Source organism: Nitrosopumilus sp. (genome assembly GCF_025699125.1).
Taxonomy (GTDB): Archaea; Thermoproteota; Nitrososphaeria; order Nitrososphaerales; family Nitrosopumilaceae; genus Nitrosopumilus.
The window spans coordinates 169941-196116 of sequence record NZ_JAILWC010000002.1; the positions used below are offsets into that span (position 1 = coordinate 169941).

The window sequence follows — 26176 nt, forward strand, 5'->3', positions numbered from 1 at the left end:
TTATTGTGCTCATTAAATTAACAGGATTTCTTGTATTATCATTATTTGTACTTGTAATGTCTCCAGCATACGCAAATGTAACATCAATGTCATTGGAAAAAGGATTTTACACAACTGATGAGAGCTTCAAATTAATTGGAACTCAAGATGGAAAAGAGACAATTTTTATCATAATTCGTGATGCTGGTGGAAACTTCAAAGGAATGCTGTCTGATCCTTCTCCTGATCAGGGAGAATTTACCGCTATTCCAAGACCAGTTCCAAATTTCTTTAGTAGTGAAGGAATCTACAACGCAACGGCATTTGTTGATAATCAAAAAGAAGAAGAAGGTTTTACAATAAAACTAGAGTTTGATGGGAAAAAACTATTTGAAGTTCCAGACTTTGTGTTACAACTAAATACAATTGCAGATAAATCAGTTGAAGTAGAGAAAACTGTTTCATTTACTGCAAGTCTTACTGATAGTTCAATTAGTGATGCAATATTTAGTTTAGAGAATGAACCAACTGGAGCTACAATTGATCCAAATTCAGGTCATTTTGTTTGGACTCCAACAAAATCGCAAGGAAATATACAAGATGTTTTTTATACTTTCGATATTGTTGTAAATAAAGGAAATCAGGAAGACAGGGAGAAGATTACAATTACAGTCAAGAAAGCATATGAAGAACCAAAGCCTAAACCAAAACAAACAACACCTGAACCAGAGCCTGAACCTAAAGAATTAGAGATTCCAGCTTCATTTGTTGATGAAACAAAAGATCCACAAAGTTATGTTGACAGATACAACAATGAGGCAAGCTACAAAAAATGGTTTGATGATAATTTTGCAGAGTATGAGTCAATTTATCAAGCAGTAGGATTGGAGGAACCATTGCAAGTGCCGGCTTCATTTGTTGATGAAACAAAAGATCCACAAAGTTATGTTGACAGATACAACAATGAGGCAAGCTACAAAAAATGGTTTGATGATAATTTTGCAGAGTATGAGTCAATTTATCAAGCAGTAGGATTGGAGGAACCAAAAGAATTAGCAGCATTTGTCGATCCAAATCTGGATCCTCAGTATTACATTGACAGATACAACAGAGAAGATACTTACAAAAAATGGTTTGATAAAACATATCCTGACATTACAATTTATGATGCAGTTGGAGTTCAAGAGCCTGAAATTGAAGAGCCAGTAGTTGAAGAATCTGAATTTGGCGAATGTGGTGAAGGAACAGAGTTGATTGATGGGATGTGTGTCATTATAGACAATTCCGAAGGTGGCGGTTGTCTTATTGCAACTGCAACATATGGGACTGAATTAGCACCACAAGTTCAACTACTCAGAGAAATTCGAGACAATCAATTGATGAATACACACTCAGGCGCATCATTTATGGCAGGATTCAACCAAATCTACTATTCATTCTCACCAATAATTGCAGACATGGAAAGAGAGAATCCAGTGTTTAGAGAAGCAGTAAAGATTGGAATCACTCCATTGCTATCATCACTAGTTATTTTATCACATGCTGAGTCTGAATCAGAGGTCTTGGGATATGGGATAGGCGTGATTTTGATGAACATAGGAATGTATTTTGTAGCACCAGTCATAGTGATTTTAAAATCTAGAAAATACATCAAAATTTAGAAAAATCTGGAAATATTGTAAATCTCAATTGATCAAATGAGTAGTGAAATTAATTATTCAGTTTATTAAATTTGTATTCAAGGAAATTACAACTTGAAGAGAAAAATAATTTTCAGTTTATTGTTTGTGCTTTGTATAGCATCTATCCAAATAGCACATGCAGAACCAGAATTTGCTTTCAAGTTTGGTACATTAGGTTCAGATAATGACGAACTTGATACTCCAACTGATCTTGTAATGGATAAAAATGGAAAAAATATCTATGTAATAGATAACAAGAACAGCAGAATCAATGTCTTTGAAGATGATGGAGATGATGATTTTATTTATGGCTCATTTTGTGATATTACGGTAATTCAGAATTGTGATAACAATGCAGATGGAGCAAATGAAATAGGAGATGGTCAATTTAATGATCCAATCAGTATTGCCAGAGATGCATTAGGAAAATTTTTTGTTGTGGATTCAGATAATTCAAGAATTCAGATATTTGATGATGATGGAGAGTTCCAATCAAAATTTGGATCATCAGATAGTGGTATTGATGAATACCTAGGATCAGCTAAAGGAATTGCAATACAAGAATCAACAAAGAATATTCTAGTTTCAGATATTGAAAGAGATTCAGTTTCTGTTTTTGATTCTACAGGTGATTTTCTGTTCAAGTTTGACTCATTTGATGGAAATGATGATTTTCAAAATCCAACATACATGGTAATTGACAACTCGGAGGAAATGTTGTATGTTACAGACTCAGGAAATGACAGAATTGTAATCTTTGAGCTAGTTGACGGTACAACATGTCCTAGTGGAACAGAAGAAATAGTAGACGGCGTATGTTTTGTAGACGAGTTTGGTTCTTCAGGTGACGACAATGGAGAATTTGATGATCCATCAGGGCTAGCATTTGACTCAACCAATAATTTGTTATATGTTGCAGATACAGACAACAATAGAATTCAGATATTTGAAATAATTGACGGTACAACATGTCCTAGTGGAACAGAAGAAATAGTAGACGGCGTATGTTTTGTAGACGAGTTTGGTACTTTAGGAACAGGTAATGGAAATTTTGACGCTCCATTAGGAATAACACTAGATCCAACAAATGAATTACTGTTTGTTGCAGATTCTGACAATAATAGAATTCAGGCATTTAATGTAAATCCAGAACCAATTGCATTAATTCCAGAAAAACCAAGTAATCTCAAAGCATTTCCAATATCACCAACTTCAGTAATAATTTCGTGGGATGAACCCGTAATTGATGAAAACGTGCCTGAAATAACAGGATATAAAATTGAGTACAAAATTGGCTCAGAAGATTTTATGATAATTACTGCAAATACTGCTAGCACTTCTACATCATTTATTCATCAAGGACTTGATTCAAAGAATGTTTATTTTTATAGAGTGTATGCTATCAATTCAGAGGGAACAAGTGATTCATCATCAATTGTTTCTGTAAAACCAGAACACACCACAGCTCCTGCAGCATTAACGGCAACTGCTATTTCACCTAGTCAAATAAAGCTTTCATGGTCACCACCATCAGAAACTTTTGGACAAAAAATTAATGGATATGAAATTAAACGAGAGATTATTCCGGGCGTTTATGACAATATAGGAGACACAGATGCTAACACTAGAACGTTTATTGTTAGTAATTTAGCAATTGACAAGACATATTCATTTGCAGTAAGTGCAAAGATTGGATTTGGATCAACAGAAGAATCAAACGCCGCATCTGCCACTCCTAGAGAAGATTCTACAGATACATCAGAAGAACCAGTTACATCTACTGCAGTACAAATGACTGTTTCTACACCGCCAATAAAATTAACAGCATCTGTTGTTTCTTCAACTCAAATCAATTTATCTTGGAGTCCACCAGTAGAGAATGGAAAAACTCCAATTACAGGTTATAAAATTGAAGTAAAAAAAGACAGTAATTCATACACAACACTAGTTGAAGATACTGAAAGTACAACTAGAACATATTCACATACAAATCTAGTTACAAATACAAAGTATACCTACAGAGTATCAGCAATTAACAATGTGGGAATTAGTGAACCATCAAATGAATTTTCTGCAACACCAAAATCAACAAATGTGCAGATTAGTCCAATAGGAAAACTTTCAATCGATGAAGGAAAACTCCTATCATTTACAGTCAGGCTTTTAGATAATTCAGTCAAAGATGTGGTATTTAGTTTAGAGAAAAATCCACCTGCAGGTGCAAAAATCATATCAAATACAGGCATGTTTTCATGGATTCCATCCGCATCTGATGCTGGAAAAACCTACACATTTGACGTGGTAACAAAAAAAGACGGACTCGTAGATAGAGAAACAATCACAATAACTGTAAATGGCGTTATTGGGAATTCACAACCCACACCAGAACCTGAACCAGAGCCTGAACCTAAAGAATTAGAGATTCCAGCTTCATTTGTTGATGAAACAAAAGATCCACAAAGTTATGTTGACAGATACAACAATGAGGCAAGCTACAAAAAATGGTTTGATGATAATTTTGCAGAGTATGAGTCAATTTATCAAGCAGTAGGATTGGAGGAACCAAAAGTTGTAGAGAAAAAATTTGGCATATGCGGTCCTGGAACAAAGTTGATTGAAGGTGTTTGTACCATTGTTGTTAAACCATCTGTAAAGCCATGGTGGCAATTTTGGTAATTTTCATAAAAGTTAAGTTTTAATCATAATGCTTATTCAGCATCAGTATGGGGAAGTTGAGTCGAAATCTTAGAATTTGTGGAGACTGTGGGATTGCATACACTTCTGTAAGCTTTACAAAATACATAGATCAGTGTCCAATATGCAAATCACGAAGATTCGAATCTATTCCCATTAAAACAGATGATGATTGATTTATAGAAATAGTTTAAGATTCAATCTGACTAGATTTCTGAATCACGTAAAGAGTCATCCATGGAAAAATATAGTGAATAAAAATCAGTATCCATTCTCAAATTCAATGTTGTAATTTTTGATAGTTTCATAAGTGAATAATTTTTTTAATGCATGATAGACGAATTGTTTTTCTAGTGTTAATTTGTGATTAATAACGAGGTTAGATTTTTTAGTAGAAGTTTTTTCTTGTAATCATTGTCTGAAGACCCAGAAATTCAAAAAATTATGCAAAAAAAATTAGCAGAGATGCTTAACCAGAAAAATCAGCCTAAAATTGAGCCTGGAATAATTGATTTGAATGGTTCCAATTTTGACCAAATAATATCTGCTGAAAATCCAACATTAGTAGATTTTTGGGCAGAATGGTGTGGTCCGTGTAAATCTATGCACCCAGTATTTGAAAGCCTCTCAAAAAAATATCCAAACATAAAGTTTGCCAGAGTAAATGTTGATCAAAATCAAAATATTTCAATGAGGTATGGAGTTCAATCTATTCCAACATTTATCATGTTCAGATCTGGTAAAGTAGTGGACAAAATGATGGGCGCAGTAGGAGCTCCTGGAATTCACATGATCTGTAAAAAACATTCAGACTAAAAATCAGAAATTTTTATTTTTAAAATTTAATCTAATAACCGTATATTGGTTCTTTTTCTCTCTGAATTCTAACAATATCATTCAGAACTTCTTGCTCTTCAGGACTTAGTTTATGCATATACTTGGTAAGTAATTTTTTTGCATCAGGGGAGGGAGGAAATGTGTAAAATATCTCTTCTTCAAAGATTTGCCTTCCTATTGTAACGTCATTTACAGAGCATGCAACCTCATCACCTGCTTTTGCTGATGATACTGTTTTTTTGTCAAGTTGTAATTGATGAATAGTTCCAACTTTGCGTCCAGACATATTCATAAATGGGATTTTATGTTTTAAAGTTCCAACATCTACACGAACCCCAAACACCGCAGGATTGTTATTTCTAAATATCATTCCTTTAAGAAAAGTGAATTTAGCAATAGGAGTTAGTTCTGCAAACATTGCATCTTCTTCATTTGCAGTATCTTCTTCAACCCATGCGTTGTAGGTATCAATCAAACTGTAGATAACTTTGTCTTCAAATATCTTAATATGACTATCTTCTGACTCATCTTTTGCATCTGGCAAAATTTTAACATTAAATGCCAAAACAATTCCAAGATGTCGATCGTTTTCTTTGATTGCCTTTGCTTCCATAATATCACGTCTATTTACAGGTCCAATGTCGGCCTTTGCAATAGGAACTTGTGAGCGTCTTAGCATCTCAACTATAGCCTCAAGTGAGCCTATTGTATCACATTTGAGGATTATTCCATTAGTTTCAGTATCAATGAACACAGATTTCATTTCAGCTTCGATGAGCTTGGTGTATTTTTCAATCTCAGCATCATTTGTTGCAACATAAAGAGTACTTCCAGGAAGTACACCTTCAAGATCAGGTGACGCTATTTTTAGTCCTGCTGCTGCATCTACTTGTGAAACTGGTTTGAATTTATCTCGAGGATCTCGCATCTCATCAAGGGGTTTTGGCAAAAGTATTGCTTTGGGTTTTGTGACAATTACCGAATCTCTTTTTGCAACTACAATGCTGTTTTCTTTTTTAATTGTGCCATCAATTAAAATGATATTTGCAGTTTGACCCAATCCCACTTCATCATTAACTTCTAAAACAATACCGCGTGGTTCTTTTTCTTCCTGATTGAGTCTCTTCTGAAGATATTGTTGGGTCAATCCTACTAAAACACTTAGTAATTCAGGAATTCCTACACCAGAGCGAGCAGAGATTGGAACTATTGCAATTTCAGATCTAAAGTCCTTGACACGATAAAATGCCTCTGATTGATACCCAAGAATTGACAAAGTTCCGACAACATCATAGATTTTTTGATCAAGATCAGTTTGAATTGAAGCATCTTGTTCTTTGATTGCTTGTGAGATGAATTTTGTTTCAGATTTCCTCCATCCAGAAATTTGATCACATTTGTTTAGTGCAACAACAAAAGGAACTTTTCTGCTCTGTAAAATTTTCAAACTTTCATTAGTTTGTGGTTGAAATCCGCGATTCACATCAACTACTAGAATTGCTATATCAGCGGCAGAGCCCCCACGTGAACGAAGATTTGTAAAAACTTCGTGTCCAGGAGTGTCAATCACTAAAATTCCAGGAACCTTATGTTCTGCCTGTTCAAGTTTTTTGTATAGTATACCACAAGTTTCTTTGATTGTTTCAGATGGAAGAAAGCTTGCACCAATATGTTGAGTGATACCTCCTGCTTCTCTACCTTGAACCCCAGTACCACGAATTCTATCTAAAAGAGATGTTTTTCCAGAGTCTACGTGACCAAGAACTGCCACTATGGGCTGACGAATTTGCAAATCAGATCACTCAAATGCTACCCTCGATTCGTGATCAAAACTTTCTTGTGAATCTGATGCGTGAATGATGTTTTCACTAAATCCTAATCCAAAGTCTCCTCTAATTGAGCCAGGTTCTGCTTCAAATGATTTTGTTGCGCCAATCATAATTCTAGTAGTTGCAATTGCATTATTTCCTTCAATTATTGCTGCAACAACAGGTCCTGATGTGATAAACGATGTAAGTTCACCAAAAAAGGGTTTATCTTTGTGTACACCGTAAAAATTCTCTGCTTGTTGTTGAGTAAATGTAAACATCTTCAATTTCAATAATTTGAACCCCTTCCTTTCAAATCGTGATATGACTTCACCAACTAGATTTCTAGCTACTGCATCAGGTTTTACAATGAATAATGATTGTTCAGTCAATTCTATTTCTTTCTAATTCCGCCTTTGACGTATTTCTTTGTCCACTTTAGTTTTCTTGGATCACGTTTTAGGTCTAGCATATTCTTTTTGCATTTTGAAGAGCAAAACCAAAGAACAGTTCCATCATTTTTTGCAAGCATCGTACCAGAGCCTTTGGCTACAGGTCTGTCACAGAAATTGCATGGTTTAACTAAAAGACTCATATCTTATCACCTATTTGATTTTCTTTGCTTCTCTCTCGGTTTCTCGTAGCATTAGAATTTCGCTTACCCTAACAGAACCTTTGACGTTTCTTGTAAGAATTCTACCTTTATCTTTACCAGTAAGAACTTTAACTCTGACTTGAATAACTTCACCAGCAATACCAGTTCGTCCAACAATTTGAATAATTTCAGCTTGAACTACTTCTTCAGTTGTAGAGCTCATTGATCAGTCTTTCCACCTTTAATTTTAGCAATTGATGATACAACTTGGTCTACAATGTGTTGTGCATCACCAGCATCCAAAATTGCTGCAGCGGCAGAAGTAATATCAATACCCAAAGACTTGCCTAATTCTTGTTTACTTGGTACAAATGCATATGCTGCCCCTTGTTCCTCACATAGAATTGGAAGATGTGCTACAACCTCTGGTGGTTCTACATCTTCAGCGATAACAATTAGTTTGCTAGTACCACGTTCTATTGCCTTTGTGGCCTCATTGGTTCCTTTCTTTACTTTACCGCTGGTAGATGCTACTCTAACGGCCTCTAAGATTGGATTTACGAGGTCTTCTGGCGTTTCAAATTTAACATAATATGATTTTCCCATACTTCGTCACCCTTAGGGTTCATTCTCCATTCTCTCAAAACGTTGGAATGGTTTTAAAAGTGTTATCGGGAAATGGTTGTCTTGACTTTTTTGAGGTATTCGGACATCAAAGAGTCTAGTTTTTCTTGACTTTCAGCTTCTGCATAGATTCTAACTATCGGTTCCGTACCACTTGGTCTAATCATTACCCAATTTTTTGGATCTATAGTAATTTTAATTCCATCTGTAAGATCAGAATTTGGAAACTCTTCTTTAAGAGAGGAAATTAATCCTGAAACTTTTTCAGAAGGGCACGGTACTTTGTCCTTGGTAGTAAAAGAGGGAGGTAAAAGAGAAATCTCATCAGACAATGTTTTTCCAGATGTAGCCAGAAGATCAAGCATTAGTCCTAACGTCATACAGCCATCTCTTACTTGGTTATGTTTTCCATACATGAATCCACCATTTTCTTCAAACCCAATTAATGCATCAATTGGAACCATCTTCCTTGATACTTCTACACTTCCGACTTTAGTTCGAATAACTTTTGAATTAAATTTCTCAGTTATTTTTTCAATGTTAGATCCTGAATTCAAACAAGTTACGACTAGTGAGTTTGGATTCTTCTTTAAGATATGTTGAGTAAGTAAAAGTGCAGATTTATCACCAGTCAGAATGTTTCCCTTGTTATCACAGAATATACTTCTATCACCATCACCATCAAATGCTATACCTACGTCAGCGTTATTTTCAATTACAGTTTGTGAAAGCAGTGAAAGATTTTCCGGTGTTGGTTCTGATCCACGACCTGGAAAATTGCCATCTATGTTTTCATTTACAAGAAATGTTTCACATTGTAGTTTTTTGCAAAAAGTAGGTGCAGATACTGCTTGTGCACCATTTCCTAAATCTAAAACAACTCTAAATTTTTTTGATTCTATCAATGTAGAATCAATGTGGGAAAAAATTCCATCGATATAGGTATCAATAGTTCTATTTTCTATTCCTGTAGTGCCCCATTTTGAAGGATTTGTAATCCAGTTTTTGTTCATGTAGATATTTTCAATTATTAATTCATCTTCTCTTGAAATTTCCACTCCATCTTTTGCAGCAGGTTTAATTCCATTGTATTGAGGAGGATTATGAGATGCAGTGATCATGATTCCACCAGAATATCCCAAAGTCTTTACTGCAAATTCAAGACAAGGTGTTGGAATAATTCCTGCAACGTTACAATCAATTCCAATTGAATTAAGAGCAGCACTTACAACCTTGCAAACAATTGGACTTGATTCTCTTCCATCATATCCAATTAACACAGGTCCACACTCAAAGTAAGTTCCAATGGCCAAAGTCATATCATGAACAAATTCTAAAGTGAAATCGTCAGAAAACACTCCACGAATTCCATTAGTTCCAAAAAATTTTGCCATGTCACTATTCAATAATAGATAAATTTGTGTTTAATGGCAAAGTCGTTGCGGGAGTCGCCCAGCCTGGTCAAAGGCGTAGGGCTTAGGACCCTATCTCTTAGGAGTTCGTGGGTTCAAATCCCACCTCCCGCACCATTTTAATTTCTGTGAATGATTAATAATGAGAAAATCTTCACCAAACAAAGTCATGAAAAAGACAGTAGTAGGAATTACAATAGTAGGAAAAGATAGAGAGGGAATTGTTGCATCATTTACTAATTTTGCATTTTCAAAAGGCGGAAACATTGAGAAAGTAAATCAAAATGTAATCAAAGGTCTTTTTGGAATGTATCTAGAGGTATCATTTTCAAAATCACTTGATGTAAAGAAATTTGATTCAGAGATTCAAAATTTGGCTAAAAAAGAAAAGATGGATGTTAGTACTCATCATGAAACAAACTCAGAGAAAAATATTGCAGTGTTTGTAACAAAAGAGCCATTGTGTCTTGAAACAATTCTTAAAAATACAAAATCCCTTAAAGGAAAAATATCCGTAATAATAGGTACAGAAAATACATTGGAATCACTTGCAAAAAAGGCCAAGATTCCATTTGTCACAGTAGAAGAAAATAATCAAGAAAAAGCCGAGGAGAAAATTATTCAGATATGCAAAAAATATGATGTAGATTTAATTGCACTTGCAAGATACATGCGAATTCTTAGTCCCAACTTTGTTTGGAGATATCCAAATAGAATAATTAACATCCATCCATCTCTGCTACCCGCATTTCCCGGTGCCCTAGCATACGCGCAAGCATTTGAGAGAGGCACAAAAATTGTAGGCGTAACTTCACATTACGTAACTGAAAACTTGGATCAGGGGCCAATCATATTCCAAGATTCCTTCAAAGTAGATCCTAATGACACATTAGAACAAATAAAAACAAAGGGGCAAAAATTGGAAGCAGACACACTGCTCAAAGCAATGAAGATGCATCTAGAAAACAAACTTGAAGTACGTTGGAGAAAGGTTCACATCAAATCCAAGTGAATTAAATGACAGACATCAAATCACAGTTAGATCCAGATCTTAGAAAATTAATTTCAAAGAACAAACAAGTTGCAATAATTCCAGTGGGCTCAATTGAGCAACACGGACCACACTTGCCAATATCAACTGACACAGATATCGTAACTGAAGTTGCAAAAAGAATATCAGAAAAAAACAGATATCTTCTCCTTCCAACTATAACCTTTGGAGTATCATTTGAACATGCACCATTTTTTAATCTGAGTATTAGAGAATCTACTTTACGAGCAGTTCTTTCTGATTTGTGTATATCATTATTATCAAACAGAATCAATACTGTTTTCATTATTAATGGACATCATGGAAATCTAAAGCCAATAAAGAATATAGATATCAGACTAAAGAAACTCTCAAAAAACAAGCTTAAAGTTTTTCCATTATCTTATTGGCATTTTATGAATAGAGAATTTGATCATGCAGGATTTGTGGAAACATCCCTAATGCTTGCAATCTCAAAAAATGTCAAAATGAAATTAGCTAAAAAAGGACTAACCACAGATAAAATGACAAAGCAGCAAATCCAAAAACTAGGGAAATTAGCAAATGAATCATTTCCAAAAGCTACCAAAAATGGGATTTGGGGTGATCCAACAAAGGCAACAAAGAAAGATGGACAGAGAATTTTAGACGAAATCATCAATAATCTATCAAAAAGGTGTCAAACTTGCCTTACTGGGCATAGCTCATAGTTTCACCAATGGAAATTTAATATAACGCCTCAATATCCAAGTCAATAAGTGATTATAGATGTCCGTTGATATGGCAGTAAAAGTATTGGATGAGAGTATCAATCAAGTTGTATTGATAAAACTCAAAGGAAATAAAACCATCAGAGGCATGCTTCTGGGTTTTGACCAACACATGAACCTGCTACTCGATTCTTCAGAGGAAATTCCTACTGAGGGCGATTCTAAAAGCCTTGGAAGCATTGTAGTTAGAGGAGACAATGTCGTTATGATATCTCCTCCACCAGCACAACATTAGGTGATTTGAGATGACTAAAGGCACAACTTCTATGGGTGGTTTTACAAAGAAAAAAGTTCACATCAGATGTAGACGATGTGGTAAAAACTCACTTCATAAACGTCATCATGAATGCGCAAGTTGTGGATTCCCAGAGGCTAAACGCAGAAAGTATTCCTGGATTAAATGGTATACATAGATGCAAGAAATTGTATTAATTCTTAGTTCATTAGCAGGCGTTGCTACTGCTGCTGCAGTACGAAAAATGCCTCGAGATAAAAACCAATTACTTAGTCTTGGTGCAAGCTCACATATCAAAAGTCAGATTAATTCTCTAAAGATAGAAAAAGATATTCTCACTAAAACAATATCACGATTGTATCAAGCAGATACTGAATTTTCTAAAATTCAAAAAGACAAACTTTTACTGAAATACCAGCATCAATTAGGAATTGTTCTAGCGAAGCTAGAAAAACTAGAACAAGCAAGCAAACACCCAGACTTGGGTCCAGTGGGAGATGGTTTGATTACTTTGATGGATCAAAAATTATCAAAACTAGATGATAGACTTTATGAATTATCATCAAAGATCATCAGTTCAAAAGCTGAAACAGAAAGCATAGTAAAAGAATCAAAACAAGACATTTCAAAATCATTCAAAAATACATTCAACTTTGAAGTTCCAAAGAAAACAGAGACAAAACCAATTGAGATTCCTGCAACAAAATCAAGACAATCATTTGAGTTAACTACATTAACAAACATTTCAAGAAAAGAACCAAAGTTTCCACTCTTTGAAAAAGAAGAAAAACAAGTCGTAAAACCAATGCCACAGCCAAGAGTGATGCAAACAGAACTAATCAAACCAAAAGAAGAGATAGTTGAAGAAATTATTCAACCAAAACCAAAAGTTGAGGATAAAATTGAGATTATTCAATCAGTTACTCCAAAACCAGAAGTAAACTTTGAAACTAAACCAGATATCAACAAAGAAGTAGCAAAAATTACCGAGCATAAAGCATTACCAGAACCAGAAAAACCAAAGACTACAACACTAGATGATGACTTTGATGATGATACAGATGATTTAGATAAAATCAAAGGAAACATCATGAGAGTATTATCAAAGCTTGATCAAGCAGAGGTAGAGTGATTGTCTTACGATGATGCCATTGCGGCATTGTCAAATGATGCATTAAAGTTAGTTAGAGACAATTACATCATTGGATTGGGAAGTGGCAGAGCAGCTACTACACTTGTAAAATCACTTGGAAAACTAATCAGAATAAAAAATTACAATATTAGAGGAATTCCTACATCTTTGCAAATCAAATTGGTTGCAGAAAAAGTTGGCATTCCACTTGTAGAAGCTGATCAGGTGAGCCACATTGATGTTGTTTTTGATGGTGCAGATCAAATTGATTCTCAAAAATATGTTATCAAGGGAGGAGGCGGTGCACTACTACGAGAAAATATTTTGTTTAGCCTTGCAAAAAAAGTAATTGTCATGGCAGATAGTACAAAATTTGTAAAAAACTTTACAAGATCTGTTCCAGTAGAAGTTCATCCACTTGCAAGAAATTCAGTGACATCATCAATTCAAAAACTAGGAGGAAAAGCACAATTACGTTCGCTTGACAGAGGATATCCATTCTTTACAGAAAATGGAAATATCATTTTGGATTGTGATTTTGGAACAATAAAGAATCCCAAAGTTATCACTCAGAAAATCAAGCAAACCACAGGAGTTTTAGAGTCAGGAATTTTCCTGAGAAAACCAGACATTATTTACAGAGCCAAAACGGGCGGTAAATTTGACATACTATAGAAAGAGATAATTCAAATTTGTAAGAATTTCATTGTCAAACAAAGGATAATTCTAATAAGTTACAATATGTCATAAATATGACAACATTAAAATATCAAAAAAAGGTTAATCTCGACAATGCAAATTGCAACTTTTCAGCCAGATGAGTTACAATCAAAACCAAAATCAGAAAGACAAATCACATATTTTTGCAGATTGTGTAGACAATACAAAATTAAAACAAGAAAAGCCCATCTGCAAAATTTTCATAATGCAAATAGAGATACTGTTACAAAAAGAAGCAATAATGATCTAGTTGACGTAATTTTCATTGAATCAAAATGATTTTTGAAAAATAGAAAAAATTATTGTACAGACACTGATTTTTTGGCCTGTACTTTAGTTGGTGTTGATTTGGGTAAGACTATATCCAACACCCCATCTGTGAGTTTTGCCTTTGCTTGTCCAGAAACTACTTTTTCTGAAAGTGGCAATGTTCTATAATAGGAGACTTGACTACGTTCCTTTCTCAGATAGTTCTTTTTCTTTTCTTCTGATTCTTCTTTGTGTTCAGCAGATACTTCTAAGGAATTATCTGTCACATTTAGCTTGATGTCTTTTTTCTGAACTCCTGGAACATTCATCTTTACTCTGAGTTGTTTTCCCTCATCAATTACATCACATGAAGTCTCTTGCATATGTGGGAATCTAGGCATTGAAATCGAAGGAAATGATGAAAATGATTTTTCAAGATCCCTCCTAAAATTTTCAAAGGTTTTGTCCAGTTCTTCCCAACTAGAATGCCATGGGGAAATTCCATGTGAAGATTTCTTTGGTGTATTTTTAGAAACCATGTATTATGTTTTTTTGGACATACTTAATGTGTGAATTTGATTCTCAAATATGGAAATTAATATCCGCTGATAAGAACCAAACTCCATTAAAAATGCCAAATTCACGACTATCATGAGAGAGATTTCCAGAGGGGAAACATTTTAGTAAAATTATGAATATTGAAAATTTAACATATACTCTGTACACAATCTCATCAAACATATTAGCAGAATGAGAGGTTATTTTAGAACATCTATTTTTTGCCAAACTTTCCCAATAGTGGAACAAAAACATAGTTTGATTGATTTTTAATTTCGACAATTCCTTGTGATGTCTTTTGTAACAAGATTAAAGATTGCATAGAATCACCTACGGGTGCAATAATTAATCCATTTTCTGCTAATTGATCAATTAATGGAAGCGGAATTTCAGAACATGCAGCAGTAATAATTATTCTATCATATGGAGATGCTTGAGGATAGCCAATACTTCCGTCACTTGAGATTACATTGACGTTTTTAATTCCAAGTTTGTCTAGATTTTTTCTTGCAAACTTTACTAGTTCTGGTTTAATTTCAACAGAATAGACAGTTCCTTTCCCTACCATATATGATAAAATAGCAGTTTGCCATCCAGAACCAGTGCCTATTTCAAGAATTTTTTGTCCTTCTCTAACATCTAACCATTCAGTCATTCTAGAAACTACTGCTGGCTGAGAAATCGTTTGGTTTTTCATTATGAGTAGTGGTTCATTGTAATACGCATAATCTAGATCTGATTCTAGAACAAATTCATGTCTAGGAATTTTTCTAAATGCATTTTCCATATTTTTATCGTTAAGAAATCTTGAATTTTTTAAATAATTTATTAAATCATTTAATGCGATTTGATATCTTTTTTCCAACTAGATTAATTTGCATTTTTAGCAATTAAAACACTCTGTAAATTCCAAATTAATTTAAAATTCAGTGATTGGTTTCAGGATTTTCATGTCGTATAGAATTCATAAACTCAGGATTCTCCAACATTAATTTTATCATTTGCTGGCGTAAATCTTCATCATCCATTATTGCATCAAGCATAGGATCCATTAGTTGGTGTGACATATGAGCCAAGTGAGTTGGGTTTTGAATCATCAGATTATGCATGTCATAGCTCATCCCAGAATTCACCCATATCGCATGAATCACATCCATCATTCTATCTGAATTTTCAAACCCCATTGAATGAGAACTAGCATGCATTTGATAATTCGGACACCACGAACATGTACTATGCATTCCAGAATTCATCATTTCATGATGAACTGAATCCATCCATTCTGAATGCATTTTTAGAGAATTTTCCATTTTAGGGTGATTCTTCATAGATTCAATCATTTTTTCACGCAATTGCGGCTCACTTGTCATCGGACCCAACATATTTTTCATCAATTCAGGTTCTTCCTTCATTTGAGAAACCCAATCACTCATGGTATGCATCAGAATACTAGGATTCTTCTGCATCATCTCATGCCAATGATACATTAGCTTTTCATTTGTTACCATGTTTTGCATTAGTTGATTCATCATGTCTGGACGTTTGCTCATTATTGATGAATCATAGTTGCCATATCCTCGATCTATTAGTTTAAGGTACGTAGATGGCATAACACATGAAGGAATACCATCATTTTTTTGTATCAGAAGATATCCAGATTTGCATAAAACAGAGTCAGGATCTGCATATTTTTTCCATTGATGATGTGGCGACATGTTTTGCTGGGCAAAAGAATTTTCAAAAATTACAGAAATGCTAAAAACAATCAAAAGAACAAAAAGAAATTTGAAATTCAACAGAAAGATTTAGAGACATATTCATAAAAAGCAATCGCATAAAATCACAAATGTTAAAAATTTAACCAATTTTTCGCTCAACTAGTTTTCCATGACCAATCTTTCCAATAACCTCAAAGTTTTCTGCAATAATTTCTCCCCTAACAATTGTCTTTACAGGCCATCCTTTTAGATTTCTTCCCTCATATACAATATAATCAGAGAATCCACCAAACAAATCTGAAGTTACTTTTTTTTCTTTTTTCAAATCAATCATGGTTATGTCTGCATCAGAATTTTTCTCCAGGGTTCCTTTTTGCGGATACATTCCAAATATTTGAGCAGCGTTTTGACTAGTGAATTTTACAAATTGTTCTAGAGTTATTTTGTTTTGATTAACTCCATCATTAAGTAATATTGGAAGAGACGTTCCAATTCCGGGAAACCCTGCAAGTGCACCCCATACATCAGTTCCACCTAGTTTTAGTTTGAGTCGATTTGCCACATGATCAGTGCCAATTGTATTTATGAAATTCTTTGACAATGCATTCCAAACCGCTTTGGAATCTTTTTCGGTTCGTATTGGAGGCATAACTTTTGCAAGATACCCATTTTGTTTTTCATAAGATAATGTAAGATAATGAGGACATGTTTCAACATAAATTTTAGTTCCTAGTTTTCTCTCTTCTTCAATTTGTGCTAATGCTCGCTCAGATCCAATATGAACAAAGTAAATCACGCAATCATAATCTCGTCCAAATTTTGACACAGTTTTGATTGCTTTTGCCTCATATTCAGGAGAGCGACTCTCAGACCAGGCATGCAATCCATCTTGTTTTTTCTCTTTTGCAGTTTTAATTCCACATCCACATGATTCATAATCTTCAGCATGAACTAATACGGGACAACCAAGTGATGCAGCAGTCTTTACTGTTTGTTCAACGATTTTATCTGTGACATTTACCTCAGATTCAACTAGATGCGTAGAATCTGGCAACATATCCATGTATACATGACCAATTTCACCTCCAAGATTCATGTAAATTTTAAAAGACGTGATTCCTTTATTTACACACAAATTCATCTCATTGATTTGTTCCTGTGTAAAAATTGAAGCATGAATTGCATAATCGACATAGTGATTTTTAGATGCAGCATCAAGCTGTGCTTGCAATGACTTGCTGAACGGATCTCCCAGTCGGAGCATTCTCATCATGGTTGTTATTCCACCTATAGCTGCTGCATGAGACTCAGTTTTTGCGGCTTCGTTAATTGGGGAGTAAACACCATAATGAACATGGGGATCAATCGGACCTGGAATTGAAATCAATCCGTTGCCATTAATTTTTTTATCACATGCAGGAGTATCATGAGTGAATCCAATAATTTTTCCTTCATCAATTACGATGTTTTTGTCAATCATTCCCTGAGGCAAAATAATGTGAGTGTCTGTAATCACAGTATCATACGTCATCTGAAAACATTATTCTTTGCAGTCTATTATGCGTTGAGAAAATGAATAAAAGTACAGCTCAAAGAGGTATTACGTTGGGCCGGTGATTTAGGGGTATAATGCCTCGTTCGCAACGAGGATGTCGAGGGTTCGATTCTCTCCCGGTCCACCATTACTTTAGAATTAAATTCCTCGCGAACTAAGGTTTGTATTACCTACTAAATTAGCAGGCATTGAAATTATTGGTTTTGCAAAGATACGATAATAGAGAAATATTCCTAAGATCTCTACTTGTTCTACTAGTAAAATAAAATACAAATGCTCTAGCCATCCTCCCGAAAACTCATTCATTATAGCATATGTAATTGAAAATGTATAATCAAATGTAGAATAAATTCGGTTATCAGAATCATAAATTATTTTAATATTTTTTAGATTATTTGGAGTTATTTGTTCAAAGTCATTTTTTAAAACAATTGCATCATAAAATAGAGCCTTGTCCTCAGAAAAAACAGATTCCCCTCTTTCCATGAAAAACATTGTACTACCAAAATACAATAAAGATAGAACAGACATCCCAATTACAAATTTGCCAGTCTTTCCAAAAATTGTTTTTTTCATCTGTTTTTCAAAAATAGTCCCAATTCTTCCCAGTTTTCCTTTTTTAATTAAAATCAGTAAAACAATACCCAACCCAGAAACAAGTCCAAAATTACCTATCCATTGATCAGAAACATATTCTACAAAAATCAACCTTAGAGGCAAAAATACTCCTAAAAGGAATCCGATCACAATTAGCTTTTCTTTAAAGTCACCTTTGCCCATAACCCTAACCCAGATACAATAGAGACTCATTCGGTTAAAACATTTCTAATAAAGTATATTCCAGAAACTATTATACATAAATAAAAAATATAATTATCATGGAAGTTTTTGACGGCAAAAAAGCTGCACAGGATTACATGTCAAAACACACTTTGGCATTTTCCACTCCAGAACTAACTCTAATGAGATTTGCATTTTGGTTAGGCGATTCAGTACCAGATCCAAAAAACGAAGGAAAGGGAATTCCAAGAATGATGACATATTTGACTGAACAAGATTTTCAACCAGTACTTATTGATGATGATAAATACGAACCATCTGGTGCAGTTAGAAGTTCAGCAAGTGTTGGAAATGCGTACAAAGAAGTAAAAACAGATGGAAAGTTTTGTTCAGAATGCGGTACCAGTTTATCTGCTACGGCAAAGTTCTGTCCAGAGTGCGGTACAACACAATAAACAGAAAATAATTTTTTGACTAGTTTTATGCTTTAGTTCCACACTTTGTGCAAAACTTTGCATTTGGTCTTAGATCAGCACCACATGAAGAACATCCATTCTCACTATGAGGGGCAGTTCGTCTTGGCATTAAAGATGGATCAGGTGAAGGCAAGGTTCCAACATCTCCAAACGCCTCTTGTGCAGAAACAATTCCTGGTGGACCACCACCTACTGGGTTTTGTGCAGTTCCTGCTCTTGGTGGCACTCCCATTCCTCCTGCCATCATACCAGGATTTCCCATACCAGGCATCAAACCGGGAGACTGGGTAGTTCCAGAACCTGAACCCATTGATTTTTTCATTTCAAATATTACTTTGATTGCAAGAAATTCTAATGCAGAATATGCAACAGTATAATCACCTAATTTTTGGAAGAATTCTTTGTCGCTGAGTTGTCCTTTTTTGTACATGTTGTTTGTGTCTAGAAATGATTCGTAATAGCCCTGTGATTCATCAAACAGACTCTGCAGTTTATCAAACAGCATGTTTAGCGTATCGACTTCACCAAATGACATATTCTCACTTCATTTTTGGAATATTAATTACTTTAGGATCAAAAAAGAGGAAAACGTGTTTGAGTTTATGCAAGTGCTCTATCAATCATATTTTTGTATGATTCTTTAGAAGCTGCACCTACTTGTTGGCTTACTATTTCACCTTTGTTAAGGAGGATTAAGGTTGGAATACTAAAGACATTGTATTTAGATGCCAATTCATTGGCCTCATCAACATTAACCTTGACAAATTTAACCTTGCCATCATAGTCATTAGCCAATTCTTCAACTACTGGACCTACCATTCTACATGGACCACACCATTCGGCCCAAAAGTCTACAAATACAGGAATGTCAGAGTTTATCACATCGACTTCCCATGATTTTGCATCTGAAATTTGAGTAATTCCCATTGTAATGTTGGTGGGTCAAACGTACCTAAAAATGTTCACCAGAATTAACACCATATTTTTTGTTGTACAATAAAATTTCATATATACTTAAATGACGTTTTGGTAAAATCCAGATATGAGTTCAGAACAAAGATTAAAGAAATTACGAGGTTCTGGAGGCTATGTTATGGCCACAGTTACAGATGAACAACAGATGAAAGGCAATCTAGGCGGTCCTGATCTGTTTTTAGCTCCAATCGGAAGATTAGAAGCTGAAAGAATTACTAAACATTTTTGCAATACTTGTGAAAAAGAATTTGAAGGTTCTCCAAAAATAGAATTTGAAAATCCTAACGAAGAAGTTGCAGAAAATCTTGTTCTATATGAAAAAGGACAATACATTTGCAATGCATGTAATGCATCAATTGCAGAATATAGAGAATTTAGAAAGCAGGATGAATCAGGTGAAGTTGGAGTTGCAAAACCAATTGAGCCATCTATTCAAAACACTCCACAACAAGTTGCAGAACCAACAATTCAAACCCCACAAGAAACAGTAACGCAGCCAGGTCCAACAACTTCAGTTAGCTCGATTGAAGGAAGAGGAGTATATGATGAAAATGCAAATAAGATTGGCAATGCAAAGCAGGTGGGAATTGACTCTACACAATCAATGGTTCTAGTAATTACAAAAAATGATGGTACTGAAGGAAGCATTCCATGGAGCAATATCAAAAAAGTTGGCGAGATTATTTTATTAGGAAATGCAGAAGAGAAATCACAGCCTGGAAAGTGTTCTAATTGTGGATTTGGCAACAAAGAAGGGTCTAAGTTTTGTGAAGAATGTGGAACAAAGATCTAGTTAGTAAATGTAATCAATGATGCTAAGGGGATAATGGAATTGGCAAAAAGATCCATCTCAAAAGGCATCATCAAAGATATCATCATTGTAGGCGTTGGAGTTTTAGTTATTTGGATAGGGCTTCAAGTTGCATTTGGAACACAAAATCCATTTTATGTGGTTGCAAGCGGAAGTATGATTCCAGTTTTACAAGTATATGATGTGTTAATCGTACAAGGACACGAACCATTTGAAGACATCGAAGTAGGTGACATCATTGTGTTTAATCGGCCATCTGATCACAATCGAGTCATTGTTCATAGAGTTGCATCAATAATTGATGATGATCCTAAAACAGTTAGAACTAAAGGTGATGCAAATCCTGCATCCATTCCAGGTACAGATTTTCCAATTACTGAAGAAGAATACATAGGAAAAGTTGCACATACAATTCCACAAGTAGGGTATGTGACACAATTACTAAAACCACCAATTAACTATGTCATAATTGCAGTTGTAATTGGAATAATGGTTGTAAAACAGATGGCAAAGAAAAAAAGTGAAAAAGAGCTTACATTTACTGATCCGTTAGATTCAAAAAAAACAGATACCATTGAAGAATTATCAGACATTGACAAAATGGAAAAAGATTCGGAGTATTCTAAACACATGGAAAAATCCAAAGATGTAGAAAAATTGGAAGATTCTGAATATTTAGAAGAAATGGAAGATGTAGAAAAAGAAATGAAAGACATAGATGAATCCATTGAGGATTCAGTTGAAAAAAAGAAAGACAGAGAATAGAAAAGATCTGTTAGAAATCAGGCAAACAGGTTCACATATGCCTTTGAAAAGCAATAGATCGTCCTGTCTGCTTGGTGATATTATTACGTAAAATTTACTAAAAAAGGATCCTCAGAAATTATCAGTTTCAAGAGTAGAATCATTTATGAATTAGCACAAAAAAAATTGCTCATTGAAATATCTAGCTGTTTTTTCAGTATTACTTTTATTTGGTTCAGCATTTGCACAGACTCCTTTTCGTGATACAGCAGGATTGACAAAAAATGGAATAGAGTGGTGTGAAGAAAATTATCAATTATACAAGATTATGGGAAAAGATTTTTTTGAACATCACAAACATTCAATTGAATCAAGATTATGTGGAAATCTTTACAATGATGATTTATGGACATATTCCGAACATGATAGATATCAAAAATTAATCGAACAGAGTAGAATGTATTACAATTTAGAAATCCAAGAAAGTGTTGAAGAGTCTAAAGAGGGAATTGTAGATACAAATCCTGTAAATGTGAAAGAGATCCCACAAGAGATAGAGCAACAAAAAAAGGAGCAACAGCAAAAAGAACTAAAAGAATCAAACATAGAATTAAAATCAAATGAAATAATTATTGAATCGCCACAAATTGAAGAGGTGAATTCCGAAGGTGGCGGTTGTCTTATTGCAACTGCAACATATGGAACTGAATTAGCGCCACAAGTTCAACTACTCAGAGAAATTCGAGACAATCAATTGATGAATACCCACTCAGGCGCATCATTTATGGCAGGATTCAACCAACTCTACTATTCATTCTCACCAATAATTGCAGACATGGAAAGAGAGAATCCAGTGTTTAGAGAAGCAGTAAAGATTGGAATCACTCCATTGCTATCATCACTAGTTATTTTATCACATGCTGAGTCTGAATCAGAGGTCTTGGGATATGGGATAGGCGTGATTTTGATGAACATAGGAATGTATTTTGTAGCACCAGCCTTATTGTTTTATGGATTTCAAAAAAGAAAAAATCAGATTTAAAATAATTTTCTAAAGGACAGAGTCTTTAGTTTTGAAGACTCGCTTAAAGTATTCAGATGGTTCATGTGGTTCTTCAACGTCATTTTTAATCCCTGCCAAATTCTTTGCAAGATTCTTTTTGTATCCTATTTGCATCTGTCTTTGAATTTGGATTCTTTGTGCTTGAGGAGAACCCGCACCATGCATGGATTCGGTAAGATATCCAACTGCATTTCGACCAAGAGTCATATTTTCAATTAATCTAAGTATTCTCATTCTATTTTCAACATCAACACCTTTTCTTCCTGCTAGGTATTTCTTGAGTAGTGGTCCTGCTTCTGGATGTCTAAAGTCTTTTTCAGATGGAAGAGTAACTACCAATCCACCTGCAATATCTTGTGCAAGTCTACTAATTTCGTATGGGAATCGAGTAACATTATGTTTACAAACTTGTGCAAGCATATCGTCATTAAGATAAACGCCAGATTTCATCTTATATCCTTGATGAGAAGATGCAATTCCGGCAGCAAAGATTGTCTCATTTAGATGAGTCATCTCAATTATTTTGTCTTTGATATGAGATACCTTTGGAACTCCATTATAATCTGCAATTGTGGCTGCAGCACCAATTAGTACATCGCCAAGTCCTGTTTTACAGACATAACTACGTCTATGATAACAAGTAAAACGCTCTATAAGCATGGATGCAAATTCAAATTCTCCATTCATGAAAACTTTATCCCATGGAATAAAGACTCTATCTAAAATGATTAATGCTTCTTGTCCACCAAATTTTGCGTTACCATCATCAATATCACCTTCTTCCATACTTCTAGTGTCACAAGATTGTCGACCATAGATGTAAGTAACTCCTTTTGCGTCTGCCGGAATTGCACCCACAATTGCCCAATCTTTATCATTTTCTGTCAATCTAATTGTCGGCATCAAAATAATCCAGTGTGAGTTAATACAACCAGTTTGGTGTGCTTTTGCACCAGACACATAAACTCCTTTTTCATCACTATCCACAATTCTTGTAAATAGATCAGGATCATCTTGTTCTGCAGGTCCTTTGCTTCTATCACCTTTAGGATCAGTCATAGCACCACCGATTACAAGATTTTCTTTTTGAACCATCTTTACAAATTCTAAAAATCTTTTATGATAATTTGTTCCGTGTTTTTCATCAATTTCAAATGTAGTAGAGTGTAAAGAATTCAATGCATCCATTCCAACGCATCTTTGGAAACATGTTCCAGTGTTTTGTCCAAGTTTTCTTTGCATTTTATTTTGTAAAACTAAATCTTGTGCACTTTCTGCAATGTGCAAAAATCTGTTAACTCTCAATCCAGTAAGAGATGAATTAGCAGATGCCAATTCTTCTTCACGTACTGCAAGATCATAAGTTTCTGCAACTGCATTAATTGATGGCCTAATCATGGGATGGTCTACTGGTTCTTTTACTAGTTCTCCAAAAAGGTAAATTTTGAGATCACGGCCTCTAAGACTTTCAATATAATCATCGCCTGTTCTAATAGTCTTCAATACGTTTGCCATCTAAGATTATTCAGTTCTATGTTGTATAAATATTCTAAAATGTAAGAATAATTTTTAGGAATGACTGCGATCAGAGTCCTATTCGGACATCAAGAATACGACAACCCTTTCCTTTTTCCATGACTAAAACGGGATTCATGTCTAATTCTTTGATCTCTTTAAAGTCAGAAACGAGTTGAGATAATCTCTGAATGCATTCAGAAAGCTTTGCAATATCAGATGGTTTTTCACCTCTAACACCTTGCAGAAGTTTTTGAGTCTTAATTGATGCTATCATATCATCTGCTTCTAAATCAGTAACTGGTGCAAGTTTGAATGTAACATCTTTTAGAACTTCAACATAGATTCCTCCCATTCCAAGCATAAGTACTGGACCAAAGCCAGGTTCTAGTTTTGAGCCTATGATTAGTTCTTTGCCGCCTTTTACCATCTCTACTATCAAAACACCTTTGATCTCGGCATTCTTGTTGTATTTTTTAGCATTTTTGATAATTGTTTTGAATGCATCTTTAATTTCTTCATCATTTGTGAGATTTACCTTAACACCACCAGCATCAGACTTGTGAATGATCTGTGGTGATGCAATTTTCATAACAACAGGATATCCAATCTTCTTTGCAATCCTTACTGCTTCTGTTTCATTTTTAGCTAATGCACTTTGAGGTAAAGGCAAACCATATGCTTTGAGAACTTCTTGTCCTTCTTCTTCTAGAAGATTGGGTCTCTTTTCTTTTTTTACCTTGTCAAAGATCTTTTTTGCTTTATCTTTGTTTACTTTGAATTTAGTAATTTTTCCATTTGGAGACTTAATCCAATTAGAAAACCTAATCATTGCAGAAAGTGTTCTTATTGCACCTTCTGCATATGTGTAATATGGAACATTGCCCTCAGCTAGAATTTCTTTATTAGTAATTCCTTCATCCAGTCCCATTAAACTTGCAAGCATTGTTTTTTTGTATTTCTTTGACATTTCAACAATGACTTCAGCAAGCTTGTCATAGTTGAGAGTACCGGAAGGAGTACACATTGAGATAACAGAACCAACTTTTGGGTGTTTTAGTACACGATCCAAAACATTACGGAATCGATTAAAATCTGCATCTCCAACAATGTCAACAGGGTTTCTTGAGCTTCCCCAAGGCGGAATTACCTCATCAATTTTTTTTCTAACACTAGTAATATCTGCCATCTTAATTTTCATTTTAGAACATGCATCAGTTGAAATTATTGCAGGACCACCTGCATTTGATACTATGACAAGATCACCTCTTGCTGGTAGAGGTTGTTTAGAAAACGCAGTGGCATAATCAAAGAGTTCTTCCATAGTATCAACTCTGAGAGCACCAGACTGTTTTAGTAAAGCATCATAGATCTCATCTGAACCCATCAAGGCTCCAGTATGAGACATTGCAGCCTTTGCACCTTCTGGACTACGTCCAGATTTGAGCACAAGTACTGGTTTTTTGAGTTTTTTAGTGATATTTTTACAAACTTTAAGGAATTCCTGACCATCGCCCATATCTTCAAGATACATAACTATGACTTCGGTTTGTTTGTGGTTTGCGAGAATTTTTAGAACATCAACTTCACTCATTGCAGCTTTATTTCCAAGACTTACAACGGCTGAAAAACCAATGCCCTGAGCACTAGCATCTTCAACCAGTGCGGCACATATTGCTCCACTTTGAGATACAAGTGCAATTTTTCCAGACTTTGGTGTAACTTTAAGAAATGTAGAATTCATCATTGTCTTTGGATCAAGATTCATTACGCCAAGACAGTTAGGTCCAATGACATGAATATTGTATTTTTTAGCAATATCTTTTAGTTCCTGTTCTCGTTTTGCCCCTTCTTCATCGACTTCTTTGAAACCTGCAGTGATGATAATTACTCCTTTGATTTTCTTTTTACCACATTCTTCTAACACCGGTGCTACCAGTGTATTTTTAATTACAATTACTGCAAGATCAATTGGTTTAGGAACATCTAAGACACTTTTGTATGCTTTTTTGTAAAATACTGTTTCTCTTGTCGGACTAATTGGATAAACTGAACCTTTGAAACCATTCATAATATTAGATGTGATTGTAGCACCTACACTTCCTCTTTTGTCAGATGCCCCTATGACAGCAATTGATTTTGGCGATAAAATTACAGATTCTGCCATGATTAATTGAGTCTAAGGATTTTCCATAATAAAGTTATTCATGGATA

At 34.6% G+C, this 26176-nt stretch carries 29 protein-coding genes and 2 tRNA genes; 16 read left to right on the top strand and 15 right to left on the bottom strand.

The features are described 5' to 3' along the window. Nucleotides 1–5: 5 nt before the first annotated feature. The 3 genes from K5783_RS06405 to trxA (K5783_RS06415) all read left to right on the top strand — a co-directional run bounded on the left by K5783_RS06405 (nt 6) and on the right by trxA (K5783_RS06415) (nt 5171). Nucleotides 6–1640: an Ig domain-containing protein gene (locus K5783_RS06405; RefSeq protein ID WP_297473127.1), complete on the top strand. Its 1635-nt coding sequence runs from the start codon at nt 6–8 to the stop codon at nt 1638–1640. A gap of 93 nt (nt 1641–1733) precedes the next feature. Continuing rightward, nucleotides 1734–4337 (top strand): fibronectin type III domain-containing protein, encoded by a 2604-nt coding sequence (locus tag K5783_RS06410; protein WP_297473130.1) that lies wholly within the window; start codon nt 1734–1736, stop codon nt 4335–4337. A gap of 432 nt (nt 4338–4769) precedes the next feature. Beyond that, a complete protein-coding gene (gene trxA, locus K5783_RS06415; protein ID WP_297473132.1) occupies nt 4770–5171 on the top strand; it encodes a thioredoxin in 402 nt (133 codons plus the stop codon). A gap of 31 nt (nt 5172–5202) precedes the next feature. Here trxA (K5783_RS06415) and infB read toward each other — a convergent pair whose 3' ends face one another. The 6 genes from infB to glmM all read right to left on the bottom strand — a co-directional run bounded on the left by infB (nt 5203) and on the right by glmM (nt 9613). Continuing rightward, complete coding sequence (infB, locus tag K5783_RS06420; protein WP_297473134.1) at nt 5203–6984, bottom strand: translation initiation factor IF-2; 1782 nt, start codon at nt 6982–6984, stop codon at nt 5203–5205. Nucleotides 6985–6990: 6 nt separating this feature from the next. Further along, the gene (gene ndk, locus K5783_RS06425; RefSeq protein ID WP_179371956.1) at nt 6991–7392 is read right to left on the bottom strand and encodes a nucleoside-diphosphate kinase; all 402 of its coding nucleotides are present in this window, start codon (nt 7390–7392) and stop codon (nt 6991–6993) included. Nucleotides 7393–7394: 2 nt separating this feature from the next. Continuing rightward, nucleotides 7395–7595, bottom strand: a complete 201-nt coding sequence (locus K5783_RS06430) for a 50S ribosomal protein L24e (protein WP_109877673.1) — start codon at nt 7593–7595, stop codon at nt 7395–7397. A gap of 10 nt (nt 7596–7605) precedes the next feature. Then, nucleotides 7606–7818 (bottom strand): 30S ribosomal protein S28e, encoded by a 213-nt coding sequence (locus K5783_RS06435; protein ID WP_109877674.1) that lies wholly within the window; start codon nt 7816–7818, stop codon nt 7606–7608. Next, on the bottom strand, nt 7815–8201 hold the full coding sequence (rpl7ae, locus tag K5783_RS06440; RefSeq protein WP_109877675.1) for a 50S ribosomal protein L7Ae: 387 nt from the start codon (nt 8199–8201) through the stop codon (nt 7815–7817). Before rpl7ae ends, K5783_RS06435 begins: the two co-directional genes overlap by 4 nt. Before the next feature lie 62 nt (nt 8202–8263). Beyond that, nucleotides 8264–9613, bottom strand: a complete 1350-nt coding sequence (glmM, locus tag K5783_RS06445) for a phosphoglucosamine mutase (RefSeq protein ID WP_297473137.1) — start codon at nt 9611–9613, stop codon at nt 8264–8266. Between the two features lie 47 nt (nt 9614–9660). Between glmM and K5783_RS06450 the strand changes: the two genes are divergently transcribed. The 8 genes from K5783_RS06450 to K5783_RS06485 all read left to right on the top strand — a co-directional run bounded on the left by K5783_RS06450 (nt 9661) and on the right by K5783_RS06485 (nt 13797). After that, a tRNA-Leu gene (locus K5783_RS06450) sits at nt 9661–9748 on the top strand. 52 nt (nt 9749–9800) lie between these two features. Next, a complete protein-coding gene (locus tag K5783_RS06455; protein WP_366939172.1) occupies nt 9801–10643 on the top strand; it encodes a formyltetrahydrofolate deformylase in 843 nt (280 codons plus the stop codon). A 5-nt stretch (nt 10644–10648) separates the two neighbouring features. Further along, nucleotides 10649–11371, top strand: coding sequence for a creatininase family protein (locus K5783_RS06460; protein WP_297473140.1), 723 nt, complete (start codon nt 10649–10651; stop codon nt 11369–11371). Nucleotides 11372–11429: 58 nt separating this feature from the next. Next, a complete protein-coding gene (locus tag K5783_RS06465) occupies nt 11430–11666 on the top strand; it encodes an LSm family protein (protein ID WP_109877678.1) in 237 nt (78 codons plus the stop codon). A gap of 10 nt (nt 11667–11676) precedes the next feature. After that, nucleotides 11677–11844, top strand: a complete 168-nt coding sequence (locus K5783_RS06470; protein ID WP_014964369.1) for a 50S ribosomal protein L37e — start codon at nt 11677–11679, stop codon at nt 11842–11844. After that, complete coding sequence (locus K5783_RS06475) at nt 11845–12798, top strand: hypothetical protein (protein ID WP_297473144.1); 954 nt, start codon at nt 11845–11847, stop codon at nt 12796–12798. It abuts the gene before it with no gap. Continuing rightward, on the top strand, nt 12799–13473 hold the full coding sequence (gene rpiA / locus K5783_RS06480) for a ribose-5-phosphate isomerase RpiA (protein ID WP_297473146.1): 675 nt from the start codon (nt 12799–12801) through the stop codon (nt 13471–13473). It begins immediately after the preceding gene. 117 nt (nt 13474–13590) lie between these two features. After that, nucleotides 13591–13797 (top strand): hypothetical protein, encoded by a 207-nt coding sequence (locus tag K5783_RS06485; RefSeq protein ID WP_109877681.1) that lies wholly within the window; start codon nt 13591–13593, stop codon nt 13795–13797. A 20-nt stretch (nt 13798–13817) separates the two neighbouring features. On the opposite strand, the gene K5783_RS06490 is transcribed toward K5783_RS06485, so the two are convergent. The 4 genes from K5783_RS06490 to K5783_RS06505 form a co-directional block, all read right to left on the bottom strand. Beyond that, entirely contained in the window at nt 13818–14306 is a 489-nt protein-coding gene (locus K5783_RS06490; RefSeq protein WP_297473148.1) for an Hsp20/alpha crystallin family protein, read from the bottom strand. Nucleotides 14307–14539: 233 nt separating this feature from the next. Next, nucleotides 14540–15190 (bottom strand): protein-L-isoaspartate(D-aspartate) O-methyltransferase, encoded by a 651-nt coding sequence (locus K5783_RS06495; protein WP_297473150.1) that lies wholly within the window; start codon nt 15188–15190, stop codon nt 14540–14542. Between the two features lie 61 nt (nt 15191–15251). Further along, nucleotides 15252–16121: a hypothetical protein gene (locus tag K5783_RS06500; protein WP_297473151.1), complete on the bottom strand. Its 870-nt coding sequence runs from the start codon at nt 16119–16121 to the stop codon at nt 15252–15254. Between the two features lie 61 nt (nt 16122–16182). Further along, the gene (locus K5783_RS06505) at nt 16183–17574 is read right to left on the bottom strand and encodes an amidohydrolase family protein (protein ID WP_297473153.1); all 1392 of its coding nucleotides are present in this window, start codon (nt 17572–17574) and stop codon (nt 16183–16185) included. 76 nt (nt 17575–17650) lie between these two features. Between K5783_RS06505 and K5783_RS06510 the strand changes: the two genes are divergently transcribed. Next, nucleotides 17651–17725, top strand: a tRNA-Ala gene (locus tag K5783_RS06510). Nucleotides 17726–17736: 11 nt separating this feature from the next. Here the strand turns inward: K5783_RS06510 and K5783_RS06515 are convergent. Further along, entirely contained in the window at nt 17737–18378 is a 642-nt protein-coding gene (locus K5783_RS06515) for a hypothetical protein (RefSeq protein WP_297473155.1), read from the bottom strand. A 98-nt stretch (nt 18379–18476) separates the two neighbouring features. On the opposite strand from K5783_RS06515, the gene K5783_RS06520 reads away from it, so the two are divergent. Further along, nucleotides 18477–18833 (top strand): zinc ribbon domain-containing protein, encoded by a 357-nt coding sequence (locus K5783_RS06520; RefSeq protein ID WP_109877695.1) that lies wholly within the window; start codon nt 18477–18479, stop codon nt 18831–18833. A 25-nt stretch (nt 18834–18858) separates the two neighbouring features. Here K5783_RS06520 and K5783_RS06525 read toward each other — a convergent pair whose 3' ends face one another. Together K5783_RS06525 and trxA (K5783_RS06530) are read right to left on the bottom strand one after the other, a co-directional pair. Continuing rightward, nucleotides 18859–19389, bottom strand: coding sequence for a zinc-ribbon domain-containing protein (locus K5783_RS06525; RefSeq protein WP_297473157.1), 531 nt, complete (start codon nt 19387–19389; stop codon nt 18859–18861). Between the two features lie 65 nt (nt 19390–19454). Continuing rightward, a complete protein-coding gene (gene trxA / locus K5783_RS06530; protein ID WP_008297771.1) occupies nt 19455–19781 on the bottom strand; it encodes a thioredoxin in 327 nt (108 codons plus the stop codon). Between the two features lie 115 nt (nt 19782–19896). Here trxA (K5783_RS06530) and K5783_RS06535 point away from each other — a divergent pair, with 115 nt between their 5' ends. From K5783_RS06535 to K5783_RS06545, 3 genes are all read left to right on the top strand, one after another. Then, on the top strand, nt 19897–20622 hold the full coding sequence (locus K5783_RS06535) for a zinc-ribbon domain-containing protein (protein ID WP_297473160.1): 726 nt from the start codon (nt 19897–19899) through the stop codon (nt 20620–20622). A 39-nt stretch (nt 20623–20661) separates the two neighbouring features. Then, complete coding sequence (locus tag K5783_RS06540; RefSeq protein ID WP_297473163.1) at nt 20662–21405, top strand: signal peptidase I; 744 nt, start codon at nt 20662–20664, stop codon at nt 21403–21405. Nucleotides 21406–21577: 172 nt separating this feature from the next. After that, nucleotides 21578–22426, top strand: coding sequence for a CFI-box-CTERM domain-containing protein (locus K5783_RS06545; protein ID WP_297473165.1), 849 nt, complete (start codon nt 21578–21580; stop codon nt 22424–22426). A 9-nt stretch (nt 22427–22435) separates the two neighbouring features. Here K5783_RS06545 and K5783_RS06550 read toward each other — a convergent pair whose 3' ends face one another. Further along, on the bottom strand, nt 22436–23950 hold the full coding sequence (locus K5783_RS06550; RefSeq protein ID WP_297473166.1) for a 4-hydroxyphenylacetate 3-hydroxylase N-terminal domain-containing protein: 1515 nt from the start codon (nt 23948–23950) through the stop codon (nt 22436–22438). Between the two features lie 82 nt (nt 23951–24032). Continuing rightward, nucleotides 24033–26129 carry a 4-hydroxybutyrate--CoA ligase gene (locus K5783_RS06555; protein ID WP_297473167.1) on the bottom strand — a complete coding sequence of 699 codons (2097 nt, stop codon included), beginning with the start codon at nt 26127–26129 and terminating at the stop codon, nt 24033–24035. Nucleotides 26130–26176 lie beyond the last annotated feature (47 nt).

Excerpts from the sequence above, each read along its gene's own strand:
- K5783_RS06430 (WP_109877673.1), bottom strand. The coding sequence starts at position 7,595 with ATGAGTCTTTTAGTTAAACCATGCAATTTCTGTGACAGACCTGTAGCC.
- K5783_RS06435 (WP_109877674.1), bottom strand. The coding sequence starts at position 7,818 with ATGAGCTCTACAACTGAAGAAGTAGTTCAAGCTGAAATTATTCAAATT.
- rpl7ae (WP_109877675.1), bottom strand. The coding sequence starts at position 8,201 with ATGGGAAAATCATATTATGTTAAATTTGAAACGCCAGAAGACCTCGTA.
- glmM (WP_297473137.1), bottom strand. The coding sequence starts at position 9,613 with ATGGCAAAATTTTTTGGAACTAATGGAATTCGTGGAGTGTTTTCTGAC.
- K5783_RS06455 (WP_366939172.1), top strand. The coding sequence starts at position 9,801 with ATGAAAAAGACAGTAGTAGGAATTACAATAGTAGGAAAAGATAGAGAG.
- K5783_RS06460 (WP_297473140.1), top strand. The coding sequence starts at position 10,649 with ATGACAGACATCAAATCACAGTTAGATCCAGATCTTAGAAAATTAATT.
- K5783_RS06465 (WP_109877678.1), top strand. The coding sequence starts at position 11,430 with ATGTCCGTTGATATGGCAGTAAAAGTATTGGATGAGAGTATCAATCAA.
- K5783_RS06470 (WP_014964369.1), top strand. The coding sequence starts at position 11,677 with ATGACTAAAGGCACAACTTCTATGGGTGGTTTTACAAAGAAAAAAGTT.
- K5783_RS06475 (WP_297473144.1), top strand. The coding sequence starts at position 11,845 with ATGCAAGAAATTGTATTAATTCTTAGTTCATTAGCAGGCGTTGCTACT.
- K5783_RS06485 (WP_109877681.1), top strand. The coding sequence starts at position 13,591 with ATGCAAATTGCAACTTTTCAGCCAGATGAGTTACAATCAAAACCAAAA.
- K5783_RS06490 (WP_297473148.1), bottom strand. The coding sequence starts at position 14,306 with ATGGTTTCTAAAAATACACCAAAGAAATCTTCACATGGAATTTCCCCA.
- K5783_RS06505 (WP_297473153.1), bottom strand. The coding sequence starts at position 17,574 with ATGACGTATGATACTGTGATTACAGACACTCACATTATTTTGCCTCAG.
- K5783_RS06515 (WP_297473155.1), bottom strand. The coding sequence starts at position 18,378 with ATGGGCAAAGGTGACTTTAAAGAAAAGCTAATTGTGATCGGATTCCTT.
- K5783_RS06520 (WP_109877695.1), top strand. The coding sequence starts at position 18,477 with ATGGAAGTTTTTGACGGCAAAAAAGCTGCACAGGATTACATGTCAAAA.
- K5783_RS06525 (WP_297473157.1), bottom strand. The coding sequence starts at position 19,389 with ATGTCATTTGGTGAAGTCGATACGCTAAACATGCTGTTTGATAAACTG.
- trxA (WP_008297771.1), bottom strand. The coding sequence starts at position 19,781 with ATGGGAATTACTCAAATTTCAGATGCAAAATCATGGGAAGTCGATGTG.
- K5783_RS06535 (WP_297473160.1), top strand. The coding sequence starts at position 19,897 with ATGAGTTCAGAACAAAGATTAAAGAAATTACGAGGTTCTGGAGGCTAT.
- K5783_RS06555 (WP_297473167.1), bottom strand. The coding sequence starts at position 26,129 with ATGGCAGAATCTGTAATTTTATCGCCAAAATCAATTGCTGTCATAGGG.